The 18,002-nt window shown below is 57.4% G+C and carries 19 protein-coding genes; 7 read left to right on the top strand and 12 right to left on the bottom strand.

Annotation, left to right across the window (positions count from 1 at the left end; translation table 11 throughout):
* Positions 1-82 precede the first annotated feature (82 nt).
* The 3 genes from AC1RTP_RS06845 to AC1RTP_RS06835 all read left to right on the top strand — a co-directional run bounded on the left by AC1RTP_RS06845 (position 83) and on the right by AC1RTP_RS06835 (position 2,938).
* Positions 83-1,498, top strand: coding sequence for a hypothetical protein (locus AC1RTP_RS06845; protein ID WP_498605808.1), 1,416 nt, complete (start codon positions 83-85; stop codon positions 1,496-1,498).
* 66 nt (positions 1,499-1,564) lie between these two features.
* A complete protein-coding gene (locus tag AC1RTP_RS06840; protein ID WP_498605807.1) occupies positions 1,565-1,915 on the top strand; it encodes a hypothetical protein in 351 nt (116 codons plus the stop codon).
* A gap of 126 nt (positions 1,916-2,041) precedes the next feature.
* Positions 2,042-2,938, top strand: a complete 897-nt coding sequence (locus AC1RTP_RS06835; protein ID WP_498605806.1) for a hypothetical protein — start codon at positions 2,042-2,044, stop codon at positions 2,936-2,938.
* Between the two features lie 368 nt (positions 2,939-3,306).
* Here AC1RTP_RS06835 and AC1RTP_RS06830 read toward each other — a convergent pair whose 3' ends face one another.
* The 6 genes from AC1RTP_RS06830 to AC1RTP_RS06805 all read right to left on the bottom strand — a co-directional run bounded on the left by AC1RTP_RS06830 (position 3,307) and on the right by AC1RTP_RS06805 (position 8,691).
* Positions 3,307-4,491 (bottom strand): DesA family fatty acid desaturase, encoded by a 1,185-nt coding sequence (locus AC1RTP_RS06830; protein ID WP_498605805.1) that lies wholly within the window; start codon positions 4,489-4,491, stop codon positions 3,307-3,309.
* A 26-nt stretch (positions 4,492-4,517) separates the two neighbouring features.
* Positions 4,518-4,865, bottom strand: a complete 348-nt coding sequence (locus tag AC1RTP_RS06825) for a hypothetical protein (RefSeq protein ID WP_498605804.1) — start codon at positions 4,863-4,865, stop codon at positions 4,518-4,520.
* Between the two features lie 102 nt (positions 4,866-4,967).
* On the bottom strand, positions 4,968-5,285 hold the full coding sequence (locus AC1RTP_RS06820) for a hypothetical protein (protein WP_498605803.1): 318 nt from the start codon (positions 5,283-5,285) through the stop codon (positions 4,968-4,970).
* 377 nt (positions 5,286-5,662) lie between these two features.
* Entirely contained in the window at positions 5,663-6,505 is an 843-nt protein-coding gene (locus AC1RTP_RS06815) for an IS110 family RNA-guided transposase (protein ID WP_498605844.1), read from the bottom strand.
* A gap of 289 nt (positions 6,506-6,794) precedes the next feature.
* Positions 6,795-7,367 (bottom strand): MarR family winged helix-turn-helix transcriptional regulator, encoded by a 573-nt coding sequence (locus AC1RTP_RS06810; protein WP_498605802.1) that lies wholly within the window; start codon positions 7,365-7,367, stop codon positions 6,795-6,797.
* Positions 7,360-8,691 carry a S41 family peptidase gene (locus AC1RTP_RS06805; RefSeq protein ID WP_498605801.1) on the bottom strand — a complete coding sequence of 444 codons (1,332 nt, stop codon included), beginning with the start codon at positions 8,689-8,691 and terminating at the stop codon, positions 7,360-7,362. The genes AC1RTP_RS06810 and AC1RTP_RS06805 overlap by 8 nt, the downstream gene beginning before the upstream one ends.
* Positions 8,692-9,489: 798 nt before the next feature.
* Here AC1RTP_RS06805 and infA point away from each other — a divergent pair.
* The gene (gene infA, locus AC1RTP_RS06800) at positions 9,490-9,750 is read left to right on the top strand and encodes a translation initiation factor IF-1 (RefSeq protein WP_498605800.1); all 261 of its coding nucleotides are present in this window, start codon (positions 9,490-9,492) and stop codon (positions 9,748-9,750) included.
* A 193-nt stretch (positions 9,751-9,943) separates the two neighbouring features.
* Here the strand turns inward: infA and AC1RTP_RS06795 are convergent, their stop codons facing one another.
* Together AC1RTP_RS06795 and AC1RTP_RS06790 are read right to left on the bottom strand one after the other, a co-directional pair.
* Complete coding sequence (locus AC1RTP_RS06795; protein ID WP_498605799.1) at positions 9,944-10,135, bottom strand: hypothetical protein; 192 nt, start codon at positions 10,133-10,135, stop codon at positions 9,944-9,946.
* Between the two features lie 50 nt (positions 10,136-10,185).
* Positions 10,186-10,542 carry a hypothetical protein gene (locus AC1RTP_RS06790; RefSeq protein ID WP_498605798.1) on the bottom strand — a complete coding sequence of 119 codons (357 nt, stop codon included), beginning with the start codon at positions 10,540-10,542 and terminating at the stop codon, positions 10,186-10,188.
* A 1,035-nt stretch (positions 10,543-11,577) separates the two neighbouring features.
* Here AC1RTP_RS06790 and AC1RTP_RS06785 point away from each other — a divergent pair.
* On the top strand, positions 11,578-12,780 hold the full coding sequence (locus AC1RTP_RS06785) for a TonB C-terminal domain-containing protein (RefSeq protein WP_498605797.1): 1,203 nt from the start codon (positions 11,578-11,580) through the stop codon (positions 12,778-12,780).
* Between the two features lie 438 nt (positions 12,781-13,218).
* On the opposite strand, the gene AC1RTP_RS06780 is transcribed toward AC1RTP_RS06785, so the two are convergent.
* Together AC1RTP_RS06780 and AC1RTP_RS06775 are read right to left on the bottom strand one after the other, a co-directional pair.
* The gene (locus tag AC1RTP_RS06780; protein ID WP_498605796.1) at positions 13,219-13,569 is read right to left on the bottom strand and encodes a hypothetical protein; all 351 of its coding nucleotides are present in this window, start codon (positions 13,567-13,569) and stop codon (positions 13,219-13,221) included.
* A 186-nt stretch (positions 13,570-13,755) separates the two neighbouring features.
* Complete coding sequence (locus AC1RTP_RS06775) at positions 13,756-13,983, bottom strand: hypothetical protein (protein WP_498605795.1); 228 nt, start codon at positions 13,981-13,983, stop codon at positions 13,756-13,758.
* Positions 13,984-14,727: 744 nt separating this feature from the next.
* Here AC1RTP_RS06775 and AC1RTP_RS06770 point away from each other — a divergent pair.
* Together AC1RTP_RS06770 and AC1RTP_RS06765 are read left to right on the top strand one after the other, a co-directional pair.
* Positions 14,728-15,258, top strand: a complete 531-nt coding sequence (locus tag AC1RTP_RS06770) for a hypothetical protein (RefSeq protein ID WP_498605794.1) — start codon at positions 14,728-14,730, stop codon at positions 15,256-15,258.
* A gap of 209 nt (positions 15,259-15,467) precedes the next feature.
* Positions 15,468-15,857 carry a response regulator gene (locus tag AC1RTP_RS06765; RefSeq protein ID WP_498605793.1) on the top strand — a complete coding sequence of 130 codons (390 nt, stop codon included), beginning with the start codon at positions 15,468-15,470 and terminating at the stop codon, positions 15,855-15,857.
* Between the two features lie 639 nt (positions 15,858-16,496).
* On the opposite strand, the gene AC1RTP_RS06760 is transcribed toward AC1RTP_RS06765, so the two are convergent.
* Positions 16,497-16,790 carry a hypothetical protein gene (locus AC1RTP_RS06760; RefSeq protein WP_498605792.1) on the bottom strand — a complete coding sequence of 98 codons (294 nt, stop codon included), beginning with the start codon at positions 16,788-16,790 and terminating at the stop codon, positions 16,497-16,499.
* A gap of 4 nt (positions 16,791-16,794) precedes the next feature.
* Entirely contained in the window at positions 16,795-17,979 is a 1,185-nt protein-coding gene (locus AC1RTP_RS06755) for a DesA family fatty acid desaturase (protein ID WP_498605791.1), read from the bottom strand.
* Between the last annotated feature and the right edge of the window lie 23 nt (positions 17,980-18,002).

Genomic DNA, 18,002 nt, shown 5'->3' with positions numbered 1-18,002 from the left:
GTAGCACGCTTTTCCTTTCCCAAGAAGGGGAACACATTTTTCACTAATTAAAGTTTCGTTAATGGCGAGCCGTTAAACCGGCATGAACTCAATATCAAGTTTCTCAAACTGGCAACCAGCTACCCGCTATGCCGCCCCGACTTCTGGCCGGAACATCAACCCGGTCGTGGCCAAGCTCGACGCGGCTGCGTCGCTCCAGCCTTCGTCCATCGTCACGCTGAGCCCAGAGGGTATCGCTGCTGCATCTGCCCCCGTTTCAACCAGCCAGCGCTACAAAGACCTTGGCGCGGAAATGCTCGCGCAATTCGGCGCCGGCGCCGTCATTCCCCTGGAACATGGCAAATTGCCGCTGAACGTAGATAACAAGTTCACACTAAGCATCACAACAAAGAGCGGCGTCCTGGTCGACCTGACGCTGGCCAATGTCAATGACGAAATGATCTACCAGATCAGCACAAGCGCGGAACTGAATCCAGATGAGCGCAAAGCGCTGTCCGATCTCGCGCAGGGCTTCCAGGCGGCCATCGACGGCATGACGGGAACGGACCCGCAAGTCCGCTTAAGCGCCCTGACCCAGTTCGATAACAAATTCGTGGACGCCATCGACTTCCATGCAGAAGTTGCGGACCCGGATTCCACATCGCAGACCCTGGACTTCCACATCGACGACATGTCGCGCAAGGTAAGCATCGGCGGCCCGGATGGAAAAGCTGAAGTGAATGTGGACACGAGCGATATCGAGCACCTGGGCACCAAAAAGCAGCAGTCAAAAGCCATTAACAACTACCTGGCCCAATTCGACCAGGCAGTCTCGCGTGGACACGGTGACAAGAAACTGATGTCCATGTTTAAGGACGCATTCTCCGACATGAATCGCACCGCCACTGCCGAAGAACCCGAAGAGTATCTGCGCGCAATATCCAAGTGGCGGCTGAACGCCGACGACCATGCTGCGCTGACTGGCCTGTCGGATTTCAGTGCATCGCTTACCCAGACGCCAAAATCCAGCAATCCCCTCAGGCTGCAGCAGCAGGACACCTTCGCCTATGATGTTTCGCAGACGACCAAAATCGCTGGCCAGAACCACGACGAGCGCAGCGTAGGACAAACCCAGCAATCGCACCTGAGCGCCGAGTACCACACGGCCATTGGAAAATCCACTCCACCATTTTTCGACGGGACTCCGGCGACCCAGAACTATGACTACCACCGCATCGACGATAGCGCCTCCAGTAACGTGTCGCTGAAATACAAGTATGGCAAGCTGGCAATGGCCGGTCTGGATCGGACAGCGAGCCAGTCGGAGCACGTGTTCACCTTCACTCTGGGCAAGCTGACGTCGGAAAAGAAGACGCCGATCCAGCAGTCGCTCGTACGCGACCTGCTCCCCACGCTCAAATCATTTGATCATCTCAAAGGCGAGGACGACACGCTGAACGACAATATCTTCCTACTCAGCTCGCCGGGCGAAATCGTGGCGCGCAACCAGCAATTCTGAATTGAATGAGCCGCGAAGCGCCCCGCGTGCCGAAGCCCCACGAGGCAGATGGTGTATGCTTCGGGCATGAACCAAGACACCGATATCCAACTCAGCGGCCCATTCAAAGCAAGCGACGGCAGCGGCCGCAATGTCGACATAAAATCCATCCGTATCTTCGATGAAGGTTACGGGGTAGTTGACGTTTATGTCGATCTTGTCGCCGGGGCTACCGACGGCCTGCACAGGGACAAAAAACTGATCAGTGAAATCAGCGCACGCTTGCGCTCACTCGGCTATACAGGACCCGATCTGTCTGCCGGCGATCCGGTCATTCAGGAACGGCGACTGATCGTGCTCGATACACCTGACGAGTTCCTGCCTTTCGCCGTGCGGCAGGGCTTCAAGGATCTGGCTTCTGAATTTGACGACGAGTAACCCCAGCAGTAACGCAACAGTGCGCCACCGTACGGACACAACAATTAGTCCCGACCTAAACTAGCATCATTGTGGCCTCGGCCAGCCAAGCTGGCCCGCCACAACCCCGCTCGAAAGGGGAATGTCATGCGCAAACTACTCACCATCGTCGTATTGACGGCACTGAACTTCATGCCGCTACATGCGAACGCAAGCGTCAACGTATCCATAAACGTTGTCCAATATCCCGTCATGCAGCGAATTCCCGGCTATCCGGTGTATTACGCGCCTCGCCTGCACGCCAACTACTTCTTCTACGATGGACTTTATTGGGTCTACGTGGACGACGAATGGTATGCCAGCCGCTGGTACGACGGCCCTTGGGATCTTGTAGGCTATGACAGCGTGCCGCTCTTCATACTGCGCGTTCCCGTGCGTTATTACCGCTATCCGCCCGTAATATTCAGTAGTTGGGCCGTGACTGCACCACCTCGATGGGACCGCGTATGGGGCCCGGACTGGTCGCGCCGGCACCCCAACTGGCAGCGATGGAATCGCGCCGCAGCCCCTGCCCCGGCCCCGCTGCCACGCTATCAGCAACGCTACACACGGGCCAACTATCCAAATGAAGTGCAGCGACGAGAACTCTCCCAACAGCACTACAGGTACGCGCCGCGTGACCAGCAAGTACGCCAGAAATGGCAGGCGCATGCCGCCGATGCGGCCAACCAGCCGCCGGCACGGCCAAGTCCATCGCACCAGTCCCGGGACCGCGAGCGGGATCGTGATCGGGACCGAACTCCATTAGCTCGCGCCCCCGAACCGCAGAACATGCGGCCAATGGAACGTGAACGCTTGCAGGAGAACCGGCAGTCGCCACCGCGCGAGAGTCGGCCTGTTCAGCATGAACGTCAGGCTGCGCGGGAAGAGTTCCGCCATGATCAGGGGCCGCCGCCTCGCGGACATAACGAGGAACGCGGACGTCCTGACAAGCCTAACAAGCCCGATAAAGACGAAGGCCACGATTCCGGCAAGCGTCATTAGAACAGGCGCGCGCTACGAATCCCTCTGCGACGACGGATTAGCTGACATTGATTGGTCACGCAGATTTCCCCACCATTTGCGTGGGCAATCTCACGACACGGCATCCGGCTTCGCGCTCTATTGCTTTCCCGCCTGACGTCGGAAACGCGCGCCGCGGACCTTCAACCGTTTTTCCCACCAACCGTAATCCGACAATGTCTCCTTCGCCAGCTCCACGCACCGGTCATAATCAGGGGAGAACTCGGAACATGGCGGCACGGGTGGTTCAACCCCCTGCGCCACGCAGTAGCGCACGGCGTCCTCCAGTTCTCCCTCATTGAGCAAGTCCCGACACGCAGCCGAGTGCAAAAGTGCGAGATTCATGGCTACTATCCATAACTTGCCAGATGCCGGGCAAATCGTTGCAGGGAACGCGGGCCGGAACGCTCCGCCTCGATACACCAGGTCTGCAACCCGCTCAACAACTGCTCTTGCGTAGCCAGCGATGGCTCCCACAGTATCTCGAATGCTTGCCGCGCCAGATGGATGGCATTGAGCCGTGCACTGTGTACCACCACCCGCTCCAGGTCCATGCGTTGCGCACCAGTAAGCCGGCATGGTGCTCGCCCCAACAATCCTTTTACCTGCGCCAGGATCGCCTGCGGAATCAGTTTCGCCATTGACTTACGCTCGGCCCGAAACACCTGGAGCGTCAAGCCTGTCAGCTCGCGTGTCAGTAGTGCACGATTACCCTGCACCAGCCGCAACGTGGCCAAGGTCGGCACGAACTGCCCTGCACATCGCGTCAATCGTGCTGCGGGCGGCCGGGGCGATGCCAGACGGAAGCTCCGCAAGAGGCTGATGTACACCCAGCCTATGTCTAACTCAAACCAGCGCACTGAGAATTTTGCAGAAGTCGGAAACGTGTGATGGTTGTTGTGTAGCTCCTCGCCGCCAATCAGCAGGCCAAAAGGAAGGATATTGGTCGCGGCCTCCCGGCAGTCGAAATTGCGATAGCCCGCGTAGTGCCCGAGCCCGTTGATGACGCCGGCTGCCATAAAAGGAATCCACATCATCTGGCAGGCCCACAGCGTTAGTCCCGGTGCGCCAAACAAAACCAGCTCAATGAGCAACAGCAAGCCCACGCCTTGCCAGGTGAATCGACCATAGACTCGCCGCTCTAGCCAGTCATCCGGCCCACCGCCACCGTAGCGATCAACCAGCGACGGATCGCTTGCGGCCTTCTGGTACATTTCCGCTCCGCGCCACAGGACCTCGTTGATGCCGGCCACCAGTGGACTATGCGGATCTTTTTCGGTCTCGCAGTGAGCATGATGGCAGCGATGCACAGCGACCCATTCGCGGGTCACCATGCCAGTCGTCAGCCATAACCAGAAGCGAAAGCAATGTGCGACTGCCGGGTGCAGCGTTAGCGACCTATGCGTTTGGCACCGGTGCAAATACACAGTCACAGCAACGATGGTGCCATGCGTTGTCAGCAGCCCAATGAGCAGCAATTGCCGCCAGGTGCATGACAAGACCCCTTCCGCCATCCACTGCAAGCTCGTCGTCATCCTGCCACTCCTTTATGGCCATGGGCCTACGATTTCAGACGTTGAGCAGCAAAGGCCACCGCATCACACAATTGACCGTAGCGATGGCCGCCATACAGGTAATGGCCTTCGCCATAAGCGATACCATGCAGCTTCATCATCTCTTGGTCTTCGTCGCTTGGTTGGTATGCGGCCAGCCAGCGTGGCTGGAATGTTTCATCTTTCAGAAACCCAACTTTCCCGTGCTCTGCGATGGCATAGCGCAACGCATCCCGAAACTGGTCGTAGTGATACTGCCGGAATGTGTAGCGTTTTCCATCGAACGAAACCTCGAACTGCGCAGCCAAGCGCTCGTCCGATTCTCCATTTACGACAGGGTCACCAGTGCTCTCCATGTTTTTTCCTTGCACAGCCCCATTCGGTTCAGCGCAGCAATTTGGCGTGACAACAGTTGGGAAACGCGACGCGTCGGGCGTTGCTTCGTTGGTCCACCAGGATTACGTGGCTGAGTGCTTCATCGCTTCCGCTTCACGCGCAGCAGTTCGTTCTTCATGAGCGGTGATCGGGTCGCCATCATTATCGACCCTGCCAGCAGCGCGCTCTGCATCAGAGTGTGGCCCCGCAGCCTCAATGTCACCATATCGGCGCTCCTCAATCGGAGGCTCCAGCATGTCATGGAGCATGCCACGCAGTTCTTCCACATCAGGTTGCAGCCCGCGCCTCAGTCGCCGGTGAATATAGTGTTGTATCTCAGATTCCTGTTCCGCGCTCAGGGGAAGCCCAAGGAAGGAGGATTCCGGTCCGGAGTCGTTCATGACGGCTCTCCTGTTTAATCATACTGTGCAAGTGTACGCCCTAATTTCGAAGCCAGTCGGCTCAATGGCTATGCTCGTCGTACTACAGCGCCTCTGCATCGGGCCGGTGATCATCCCGCCCCATGGCTTTCGCCTGCGGAACACTGACGAACGATGCACGGTCAGCAGAGATGCGGCGATCAGGTACCCTTCCTGAAGAGGCATTCCGCTCGCGTGTTTTCCAGGCAGGCCGCAAAAATACCGCCTCGACCAGGGGAAACAGCAGGCCAGAGAGGTGCGCTGAATGTAGGGCGAACCGATCCCCGAATGCAGCCCGGGCGGCGAGCGCAGCCGACATTTTCCCCGCCGTGACATGATCGATTCGCCTGGACATTTCTTCAATCTACACCCTTAAGCTTGTTCGAGTCGCCCACCTTTTGAGAATTGCCCGCAACTCTTGCCAAATCGTTCGCATTGTTTCGACTGTGTACCTTCCCGAACAGACAGCCGGGTACCCTGCACCGATGAGTGAACCGGACCGGGATTATGAGAGGCGCCTTGGTTTGAGTCATGCCGGGATGGCTTGCCACGACAGCTGGCATGTAGAGCGCGCTTCGAGTCGCACGATTTCCTGTTCGACTCATGGTCGTGCGACCTCGCACAGCTATGCCTGAAGTTCGCTGCCGAGGGCTCACTCCAAGATGGGCGGCTAAAGCCTTCGCGCTAGTGAATCGATGCATGTCACCCACATGGCCTAGCATTACAGCGGCAGTAGTCTTGCCAATACCCGGAATGCTGGTCATTAGTTCTGCATCGCGCTTCAGGTTGGGATGCCGATCGATATGATCGTCAATATCGTGCTCTATCTGTTTTATTTGAGAATTTAGCCAAATCACATGCTGCTGGATATGAGCAACCAATTCGGCATTCGCAGCAATGTTGCACGCTTCGATTCGATTCTCCTCTTGCAGACGCATGTCCTTCAAGGCCCTTAGACGATCACACCAGGCCTTTAGCCGGCGCTGTTCAGGGGGCGGTGCCTCCCATGGATCGGGGTGCATCATGGCGCAATATCTGGCAATCAAGGCAGCATCGATGCCATTGTTCTTATTGCGCACCAGCTCGCTTTGGCCAAAGCCTTTGATGCGTGCCGGATTCACAATACTCACCGTTAAGCCAAGCGCATGTAGGCCCGTGGCGACTGGCTCGCTATAAACCCCAGTCGATTCCATGCAGACCAGGCAATCGTCCAGCGTAATCTTCTACTTCGTTAGCCACGCCTTCAGTTCGTGGTAACCAGCAGTTGAGTTGCTTACAGCCTTACTACGAATTTTCCCGTCTACCAGTAAAGCAACGTCAAGCTTATGCTTGCTGACATCGATCCCAACGGCGACAAATTCCCTGTCCATGATCTTCCCTCCTCGTATTCAGGCTTAAGCGCGTTGCTGTAGCCTCGGATACCGTCCGGACTTTTAAATGGAATGGGCAAGGGCACCAATCTGACAAACAGGGTCATGCCCTAAGATCAAATCATGTGTCACCTCGCCCAGCCGTGCCATGATGGGAACTACTTTTTACGTGGTCGGCCTTCTCAATATACGAGGTCAAATCTAAATTAATACGCTTGTTGTCTATGCGTTTGTCCAACGCCTTTTCGTTGAGTGCATCGGCGGCGCGATCCACAAGTTGCTTAACGTCCCCTATCTCGGCAAATAACTCGGCATAGGCCTCACGAATTAGCGACTTGCACTGCTCGAATTTCGCAAGCTGCGCCAATCCCTCATAAGTGGGCATAAATATCCGTCGCCGGGCATCATCTTCATCGTTCCGTTGCAGTATGAGTTTCAGACGAACCAACTTTGGTATCTTTTGCATGACCAATTGATGTGAATGTCCGAGCTCGCGCGCCAGATCCGAGGCCGAAGCCGTGCCAAGCGCGGCAAGCACAGTCATCAGCGAGCACGAACGAACAGGGATGACGATTCCCGTCATATCGAAGACAATTTGGGATTGTTCTTCGATCAGGACGCTCAGTCGTTCGACAGCGCGGCCAAGAAACACCACGTCATCGATCGCTGGTGGATTATGTTTTCGTTCAGTCAAGGCGCTTGTACCTCTGGACGCTGCCGTCCTTGTTCACGCGTTCCAGCGCCGTCACTTTTCCGCGCGAGGCATTCAGACGATATCGAAAATCTGACACCCCTTCCACCGCAAACAGCTCGGAACCGATCGGCTCCAACGCGACCCGAAACCGATCACGCCAGACATAGTAGAGCGTGCCATTGTCTAGAATGAGCTGCCGACCTTCATATTTTCCAGCGGCGTTCCGCAACGTGCTGGCATCGACGTGCGGGCGCTGGATCTCTGCCAGCAAGCTTGGAAGCAGCCAATCAAATTCGGTACGCTTTGCGTCATCGGACTTCGCCAAATTTTCAAGCGCCAGCTTATGCGCCAGCGGAAGCGCCCGAATGGAGGGGCTCGGGATATCGGGTTGCACCCCGGCGCCTTCGAAATCGCCATGTTCCACAGGATCCTGGATCTGGCCGATTGGAACTTGCACGAAGAAATCGTCATCGACCGGCTTACGTGCAACCGGATGCGCCCCGCCGGCGGTCCGTTCCCCGATCAGGGTCGCTCGCCCGAGTTTTTTCATCGAATAGGAAAACCATTCTGCGGAGGAAAACGACGTGGAGCCGGTGAGGATATAGACCGGCTTGTCCACCATGCGTTTCCCTGGCAGGCCGGGCAGCACCCATTGCCCGCGCGCAATACGCTTACCATCCTCATTATAGTAGTAGCCGAAAAGCAGCTGATCTTTTTCGCTGGAGAAAAAATAGCTGGCTAGAAATTGCGCCATTTCCAGATAGCCCCCATTGTTATATCGCAAATCAATAATAAGGGCGTCCGTATTGCCGACGAAGCGCATCACGGATGCGGCCGTGTCATAGGCAAGTTCCGGATCGGCAAAATAGCTGAACCGTATATAACCGATATTTCCCTTCAGGCGAGCGACCTCGTCGAAACCAAAATTGGTCTCCTCCAGCCTGGTCAATTCTTCCTTTCGTATCTTGGCCTTAAGCGCTGGGCTTGCCTTCGCCTTGAAGTCCGCAATCCATTTTGGGTCTGCACCCACGAAGAAATGCAGATCGCCGCTAACTTTGACGAGATCGTCGGTTAGCTTCCTCGCAAACTCTTCTTTCGTGGTCGCCGAGTCATAGTCGCCCTTTTTCAGATGTTCCCGGAGCACCGGCGCGATTTCTCGGGCGATGTCCGGAAACGCGTAGTTCGTCGTCAATGTGCTATCGAGGGACGCGATGATCGCGCCCTTCTCCTCTCGCGAGATGCCCGGGGCTTCTGCGAAAGCGCCTGATGAGCAAACTATTGACAGTGCCGACAACGTTTGAAGCAGTGGCAAGTGATATCGCATTTTGTGGATTCCTCTCAGTGAGACCCCATAATACAACATGTTGTGCAATATATTGTAGAAAATGGAGTCAACACCCGCAACTCCCTGGCTCTTACTAATTTCTGAGCACAGTGCCAGTTGGCTGGTGGTGTGCAGGCCCACAACGCGCATCGAATAGTGGTGCTGCAAACGGCTAGGACCTGGAGAAACAGCACGGCGACAATGACGCCAAAGCCAAGCGTCAACTTGGTCCGAATTCTTAGATTTTTCAGCATTGGCGGTTCCGATGGATCAGTATGTCGTCGGACTGTAGCGCCTGATCGGCCGCAGCAGTGGAATATTCCACATCGCACCGGACTGCCGGGCACACCAAATCGATCTGCATGCAACCTTGGCTCGCTGCGTCATGGCGTCCCTGCCTTCCAGCGAATTTTCTGCAGTACCCGCAGCGCAATGCCGGACCTGTCTCTTCTCAAGCGCTACAGATATCGGTTCGCTGACAACCGATCAGCCAGTATTGCGAGGCCAAACTATGTCGACCGTCATGCCGAGAACTCAGTGCAAAACCATTTTTTGTGCACCGCACAAAACTGTGATAGACTGCGTCCCGTGGTGAAGTCCTCGAGAACTTCCCCCTGTAGCACCAACCATTGGTCACAGGCTGGCACCGTGCAGATAGCACGGGCTGACCGCTTCGCACCATGCAGATAGCGTGGGCAGTAGCAGCGATTGAAATATTGGCATTACATTGAAACGAAGCCCGCAAGAAAGCGGGCTTTTTTTTCGCACCTCGCCCCAATCGCAAAGGACAGCCACGCTATGGCAAAAGAAGAACTCATTGAAATGAACGGCACGGTCATGGAAGTCCTGCCCGATCAGCGCTTTCGCGTCGACCTCGACAACGGCCACAAGCTGATCGCCTACAGCGCAGGCCGCTTGAAGAAAAACTTCATTCGCATCCTGGCCGGCGATAAGGTCACACTCGAACTGTCTCCCTATGATCTGACCAAAGGCCGCATCGTCTTCCGGCACATCGAAAAGCGCGGCGTTGGTGGCGCGCGTCCAGTTCGTCGTCGCTAGACAGCAAGGCGATATCGGTTTCGGCACACATGCCGGATCTCCCAAAAAAGACGGCCACTCCGCGCGTTATGCCCGACCGACGCATGGACGCTTTCACGCTTCCGAGACAGGTCGAGGCACGATGTGCACTAGTCGCTTCGCTCTAGAGGCGACTCATGACGCGTGATGGCCAGTATTGGATACACGGTCGGTGTCAGCGAGTGGACTGCTTGGTGGCTGGACCTAGGCCAGTTGCGCATGACGCAAGGATCAACGCGATCGTTTCCGGTGCACAGCCCCTGTCGAACAGGAACTTGACTGCGTCCAGTCGCGACTGTTTGGCAGCGATGTCGATGGCGGCGTCGGCCAGGTGTGTCATGTTATGGTTTGGTCGGTCGGCGTTCATACCATCTACCTGCGACGAGTCGGCGCCTTCAGTTCAGCATGGCACGGCATTCAGACTGTTGCGCTGATGAAAAGTTGCCGAACGCGCTGCTCACGCGCGCCAAAAGGCGTCAGAAAAGCCACGGGCAGCGCCCCTTCAGTGTCTTCCTTTCGCGTACGATCCGTCAATACAACATATGTACCAACTGCGTAACTTTCTGTTTGCCACAGAGTCGAAGTCGGCGTACGCTCAAGCTGCGTTGCATGCCGAATGGGGCCAACATGAACAGCACCTTGCTCAGTAGACAAAACGTCGATGAATGCATTCGTCGAGCTGAAGTTCAGAACGACCATCTTCGACATTTGCGCTTTAAAGTAGAAGTCCATGCAGCGCGGATGCTCAAGACGAATGGTCCAGAACGGGAGCATGCCTGTCAACTTTACAAGCAAGCGATGCGTCGCTTGCTCTCGTACCTGTCGACCGAATGGGTTGAGTAAGTAGGACAAGTCTCGTGCTCGCTTATCTCCACAGCGGCGTCCATTGCTCCGCCATCCACGGGACCACCCGCTCCGTTCAAGCTTTCATACCCGAAAAGGCCAATGAGACGTCGCACATTGCGACGACTGATGTGGTCCCATTCCATGACACTTGAGAAGATGCAAGCTTCGTGACTGGCGGTCATCGCGTCCCTTCGTGGATCCCGGCAACAAAAAAGATGCCCGCAACTGCGGGCAAAGTACTTCGACTGAGCGCTCAGACATTGAAAAGGGGCCATTCAATTCAGCATAGCACGCGTTTTCCGACCTGCAATTTCTGATCTCACATTGCGGCTGTTCACTGCGGACAGCCGCGTTCGCGGTGTCCACGCATTGATGATTACGCGAGAGCGCCCGCATGCCTCCCCTGCGCATTATCGGCGCGACATGCCAGGCAAACGGTTCTGGCCAGCAGCTTCGCCAAATTCCAAAGAAACCAACGCTTTACCGTGTCCCAGTGTTGCATTTCACGCTTGAGCGTTGCCGTTCGATCAATAGCCCAAACCTTTGTGATAGTCTTTAACGATGTCCGCAGCCATCGCCATCCATCGATATCAGCGCTTCCAACACGAGCCATAGCGGTTGAGCGTGGCCGTCATCATTTCAGGCATCGTTCACGCGTTGCTACTAAGCATCGCTCTCGGTGGGCAAACGTTTGGCATTCCCGCATTCAAGTTCCCTTGGCAGGAACGTCGACTCGAGGCGAACGACCTCCAGGTTCTCCTATTGCCATCGAAAACGGGACCGGCGGCACCATCACTTCCAGGCGGTCCACCAATTGCATCCGCGGCTCCAACTTCCCCCATTAGCAGCGCCGCCGCGGCACATGGCGACCTACCGCCCGCAATGGCCCGCCCTGCAACGGCTTTCTCCACTGCTTCAGCACCACTGTCGCCAACGTCCGCCGCTACGTTAGCTGACACGGACATGCCCGCGACGAAAATGCCCGACATTCCCCTGCCGACCGCGCCCGCCGCGCCGCCGACTGCCCTGACGCCGAAGACCGTTCCGATCCAACAACAGCTGGAACAGGAAGATCCTGACGCCATCCGCGAGCGCGCCAGGCTTAAGCAGGAACAGTTGGTCGCCGACAAACTGCGCCAATCCGAATTGATTGCCGAAGCGCAACGCGAAGCGACACGCCAGGAACAGGTGAAGCTTGAAGCGGCGCGCGCGGAACAAGCGACAACGCTTGCAGCCACGCGTTTGGACGCTGAGCGTCAGGAGCTAACGCGCCAAGAGGATCTGCGCCGCGAAGCGCAGCGTTTGGAACAGGCCCGTTTAGAAGAGGCGGCCCGGCAGGAGTTGCTCCAGCAAGAAGCCCTTCGTGCTGCCCAGCTGGCCAAGGCAAAGTCCGCGCGCAAGGACGCTGAACGCAACGAGCTCGTCCGTCAGGAGACGCTGCGCCGTGAAGCGATGCGACAGGAACAGGCAAGGCAGGAAGAACGGGCACGCCAGGAAGCGGCACTGCAGGAGCAGAGCCGTGTGCTGGAGGCGCGACAGGAGGCCGAGCGCAGGGAGGCTGCCCGCCAGGAGCAAGTACGGCAAGAAACGGCGCGGCAAGCACAGCAAGAAGCTGCGCGCCAGGACGCCGCGAAGCAAGAAGCTGCACGACTGGAACAAGCGCGAAAAGAGCAGGCGCAGCGCGAGAAGTCGCGCCAGGAAGCCGAGCACGAAGAGCGTCTGCGCGCGATTGGTCGACAGCTCAACGAGGAGGCGGCGCAACGCGATGCCGCCTTGAAGAATCCGTCACGCTCCCTATTGCCGACGGTAAGCGGTCTTCGCCGCGGCTGGCTCTTCGGTCGCGCCGACCCTAATGGCGAGCTAGTGCTATATGCCGAGGCCATGAGCAAGAAGTTCGAGCTTAATATGGCTTTCGATATGCTGCGCGACGTGGTCAAGCAGGGCCACGTTTCGCCCATGGTGACGATCGCCATCCGGGCCGGTGGCTCGGTGGAGAAAGTGACTTTTGTCGTCTCGAGCGGCGTGAGCGCCATCGATGACGCCATCCGCAAAGTCATCGCCAGCCAAGCCCCCTACGGTGCGTTTCCTCCCGCCTTGGCGCGTCAATACGACGTCATCGAAATTCGCCGCACATGGGTGTTTGATACCACCATTCGCCTGCAATAAACGGCCGTGTTCTGTCGTGCGAGTCACGACGGTGGCCAATAATGAATATGCTGTCTCCGCCAATTTTCCCGTTGGCGAATGCACGCGCGTCTATGGCGTACATGCGCTGTCGCCCTGGCGAATTGCTGCGCCTGGGGCACACTGATTTCACTGTGATTGCCGCCATCTGGCCATCACCAGCCAAAACCGCGATGCGGCCGCATGCCAATGTCTGCCGGGCAGCGTGACGGGTCTTGGCCGCGCACTCTGGACGAACAGCGAGAGCACACATCCAGAGCTGGCGTATTAGGTTGGGTGCCCCGACCAGCATGGAAGGACGTACGGCACGGTGAAAAAAAGTAACGACCGCGGTGCAGGCAAGTGCCGTTGAACCGTTCAGGCAACAGCGCAGTGCCACTTCATTTCCTGCGCGGGTCGCCCGGGAAATCTCCGGCCGCCTTAATCCCTTTGCGTTTCCAGGTAATCCTCCTCAGAGTCGTGCGCCCCAGAAGTATCGTCGCGACCACGAACTCGCCGCCATTTGCGCTCGCTCAGCGACTCAAACAGGTTGTTCATGTCGTCTTCCCCCTGCCAGCTCCATTCGGGCGTCCGAGCATGCTGGACACCCAAAGGGCTGCGCACGCCCCCTCCGCCGAAGAGCAAGCGCTGGATAATAGGCGACGGGATCTGTTCGCTGATCAAATAGGCGATGGCATAACGCCAACCACATTCGTCAGCCAACCCAAGCGCGTCATCAATGACGCCGGCCTGTCGCTTGCTCATGCGACGTTCTTGCAGCTCCAATGGCATGATGGTCTCCGTTCTCGTCTCGGCGGCAAACCGCCGAAAGCGTATTCCGGTGATTGAAACACCATACCACGGGCCACAACACTCGAGCGATTGGGGATCTCAATGACATTGGCAACGACATAGAGGGCTACCCACCGACACCTAAGGGATGCTCTACGCTGCCTCATCAGGCAGCGTACAGATGCCTCAAAGCGTCGTACAACCTCGGTGGGTACCAATGACAACTGTGCCGGTTCCGGCCCGGTCAGCCACGTACTCACTCTTGAACGTGGTATCTAGCTCGTCACTTCGGCGCGCCCGGACCGCTGTTACATAGATGACCGGTTCTACATATTCACCCGGTCGGCTTTCGACAACAATGTTGTCATCGTCCGCAAAGGCTGCGAGTTGCAAGAGCAGTTCGTTTTTTTTCATGTTTTTCGCGTGTAGAGCACCAGCATGGAATCAATGGAATGACCGCCCGGAGCCATGCCAACACCACCTAACTTCCGTGCCATACGGTATGCTCCTTGCCTGTCGGAATACCCCCATTCTCCTGTTTTCACCGCGGGGAATCAACTGTCCCAAAACAACTTTGGTGGTCCAGAAGCTGCGATGGAAGTTCAGTACAATGGTCATTCTCAGGAGGTCCGCAAGCGATGCGGCAATCGGACATCCCGTGTTCAAGTGGCATCCCGTTCGCAGGAGCGCGTATCAAGCCATCATGGTCGAATTCCGCCGCTTTTCTAACAACATGAAAGTTAATGCTCCAGGTCGCCTCTTTCACCTCCGCCCTCATGGATGCAAAGGATCCAGCGCGATGGCGCGGGTAGGCGTCCATGTGACTCTCACGTACTGCTTCAAGCCCGCTACCGAGACAGCATGCGGGCACATCGAGCAGTCGAAGACACGACGCGCCTCCAAGTCAAGGATAACAGCGACAACGAGCCGACCTCCCCCAACTGCGTCGTCCCGACGCCCCAGGTCCAGTGCCAATGGCAATGCCAGTGGCGCCAGCGCCCAAGTGCCATATATTCCAGCTCGCGCCGCCATGGAAACGTCTGCCGGCGCCATCAAGCGAGTGCAGGCGAATCGGCGTACACTGAAATCACTGATTCCTTAGCAGTGAGGCTGATGCGGGCGCTGCCCTATTGGCAATGACGCATCAAGTGTGTTGGCATGGCGACTTATCACTATTATCGACGTGCAGTCGGCACGTTTGGTTCTGGGCCAAGCTCCATCCGGTTCAACGGGCGCGATTACCTGTATCGCGGCTACGCTTACGAGAACTTTATCGATGCCTACAATTACGCACAGCTGATGCTACTTCACCCTTCCAGCGCGCCGCCTTCAACGCCGCCCGTCGTCGCGAAGCGCATATTACGCCCTTCCGCCGTCGATCTCCGGCAGATGCAGCAGCTTGGCATCGAATTTGTTGCGGGACATTACTTCTATGGCGCTTATCGCTACGATTGCCTTGGCGATGCCTGTGCCTTCGCCAGCCTTGCACCTGGACACGACGTTTGCCAGCGGAACCTGCAGATCGCACATGCCGCGCAGCACTTGAATCTGCTTCAGGAGCGCTACATGGTCGACGGGAAAGGAAGAACCTTGAAGATTCGACCCAATGGCCGAATCGGGCACTATGACATCTTTCCCGAAAATGCCCCAACGTCCCTCCTGTTCAAGCGCAGTCGGCCACGCAAATGAGCATTCACCAGGCGGAATTTTCTCCAGTCCGCGGCAAAATCGCCGCCCCCCGCTCTCTGCCACTTCAGTGCTCGGCCTTCTCATTATGGTTCGCCGCGTAACGTGCGGAGGTCATTGCACGATGGGTGTACCCTGAATTTCCAGCCCACCAAGCCATTTCCTCTCTCTAGCCCGTCGCGAAGGAGTCGCGATGACACCAGGAGAGCGTCATGAATCAAATCAATGCCCGTGTGCTGCTGGTCGACGACAACAAGGACGCCGTTGACTTGGTTTCCGAATTTCTGAGTATCCAGCACATCGACAACAAGGTCGCCTACGACGGCGCTTCAGCGGTTGCCTTGCTGGCTAACTGGCCTGCGGATATCGTGTTCCTCGACATCCAAATGCCTGACATGGATGGCTATGAAACCGCAATTGCCATGCATGCCCTTCCTCAATGCGCCGAACTTCCCATTATTGCTTGGTCCGGCTGGGACGATGCCGACAGTCGAGAAGCGATGGCACAAGCACACATGCTGTCCCGCCTGACGAAGCCCGTCGCGATGGAGGACCTGCTGGCGCTGGTGTCCCGCTTTGGCAGCAGAACATCGATACTTTAAAAATCGCATGCCGGCAGATCTCAACGAACGCCCTTCGGGCAGAAGCAGTGTGACCTCACATCGATCCACGATTGATCGATGACAGCGACTGGCGCAGAACGCGGCGTTACCCCACGGCGCATTGCTCAGGGTTGCGCCGAGCACCCCGGTCGCTTGGTTTGGGGAAGATCTCACGCAGGCAGTTCGATGCCGAGCGCGTCATCGATGCGCTCTTTCGCCCGGTGCAGGCCGAGCAGCTTCGCCGAGGACATGGTCCATGCGATCACCGAGACCTGGTATCGCGTCGGCATTGATTCAGCGACTTTCCTGATGCTCAAATGGCAGTACCATTTTGCGCTAGGCTTTCCCAAGGTTGCCCTGACCGCCGCGCAGTCAATTTCGTAGCCACGATAGCGTAGCATGCCTGGCTCCTTCGTAATATCACCCTTTTTTGCTCCAGGACTTCACGTGCACATCGAACGCCTCGCGCGCACTGTTGCCCCCTGTACCCTCCTGCACAGCGCCGCCGCGTGGCTGCCACAAGGGATGAATGCATCAGTCAAAGCCCTGCGTTGAACGCAAGGCTCGTACGTCACAAAACGTCGCCACTGGAAAACATGACATCCCGAGGTTGTCGCCAGCCGACACAAAACCACCGAATCAACTGGTTGACGTCCTGGAGGGCGACGGAGACTTTTCACCTGCGCCTTCCTGCAATTCAGCGAGCCTGCGTTCACGCGTGTTCCTGACCTTTAACCGCTTTTCCCACCAACCGTAGTCCGACAAGGTTTCCTTGGCCACTTCCACGCAGGGCTCGTAATCGGAAGAGAGCTCGGAGCACGGCGGGACCGGAGGCTCAATGCCCTGGGCGATGCAATAGCGAACTGCATCCTCCAGTTCTCCCTCATTGAGTAGTTCCCTGCACGCGGTCGAGTGAATCAATGCAAGATTCATATTCCTATCCGTAACTCGCCAATTGCCGGGCAAATCGCTGCAAGGGCCGTGGACCGGAACGTTCTGCATCCACGCACCAGGACTGCAGCACCGCCAGGAGTTCCTCCTGTGTTGCTGGCGTACGTTCCCATAACTTTTCCAGCGTCTGCCGCGCTGCATGCATGGCATTGAGCCGAGCGCTATGCACGATCACCTGTTCCAGCTCCACCCTTTGCAGTCCCGTGAGCCGGCTGGGTGCGCGTCGCAACAGGCGCTTCGTCTGGAGCAACGCCGCGTGGGGACTTTCCTGTGCCAATCCGGTACGCTCCGCCTGAAACACGTCCAAGGTCAAGACCGTGAGCTCGCGCATCAGTACTGCACGATTGCCCAGGACCAGCTTCAAGGTCGCCAGCGTCGGGACGAACTGCCCCGCGCATCGCATCAAGCGCTCTGGCGGCCGCCGGAGGGATGCCAGGCGCAACCATCGCAACAGGCTGATATAGGCCCAGCCGATATCCAGTTCGAACCAGCGCACCGAGAATTTTGCAGAGGTCGGAAACGTGTGGTGGTTGTTGTGCAGTTCCTCTCCACCAATCAGCAAACCAAACGGAACGATGTTGGTGGCTGCTTCCTTGCAGTCATAATTGCGGTAGCCGGCATAGTGCCCCAAGCCATTGACCACCCCGGCAGCCAGGAACGGAATCCACATCATCTGGCAGGCCCACAGCGTCAGGCCCAGCGTCCCAAACAAGACCAGTTCGATCAGCAGGAGCAAGCCCACCCCTTGCCACGTATAGCGGCCATAGATCCGTCGTTCCAGCCAGTCGGCCGGTCCTCCGCCCCCATAGCGCTCCACCAGCGCCGGGTCGCTGGTCGCGTCACGGTACAGTTCAGCGCCGCGCCACAGGACCTGGTTGATCCCGACCATCACTGGGCTATGCGGGTCCTTCTCGGTTTCACAATGGGCGTGATGGCAGCGATGCACCGCCACCCACTCCCTCGTCACCATCCCCGTCGTCAGCCAAAGCCAGAAGCGGAAGCAATGGGCCACGACCGGGCGCAATGTCAGCGAGCGATGCGTCTGGCACCGGTGCAAGTAAACCGTCACCGCGACGATCGTCACGTGCGTCGTCACTAGCCCGACCAGCAGGAGCTTCCACCAGCTCAATGCGATCAGTCCTTCGGCCATCCATTGCAGATACGGCTCCATACCGGCGCTCCTTGTCGACCATG

The sequence above is a fragment of the Pseudoduganella sp. GW821-FHT11H04 genome, from assembly GCF_058807935.1.
This window is presented reverse-complemented; position numbering and strand designations above follow the sequence as displayed.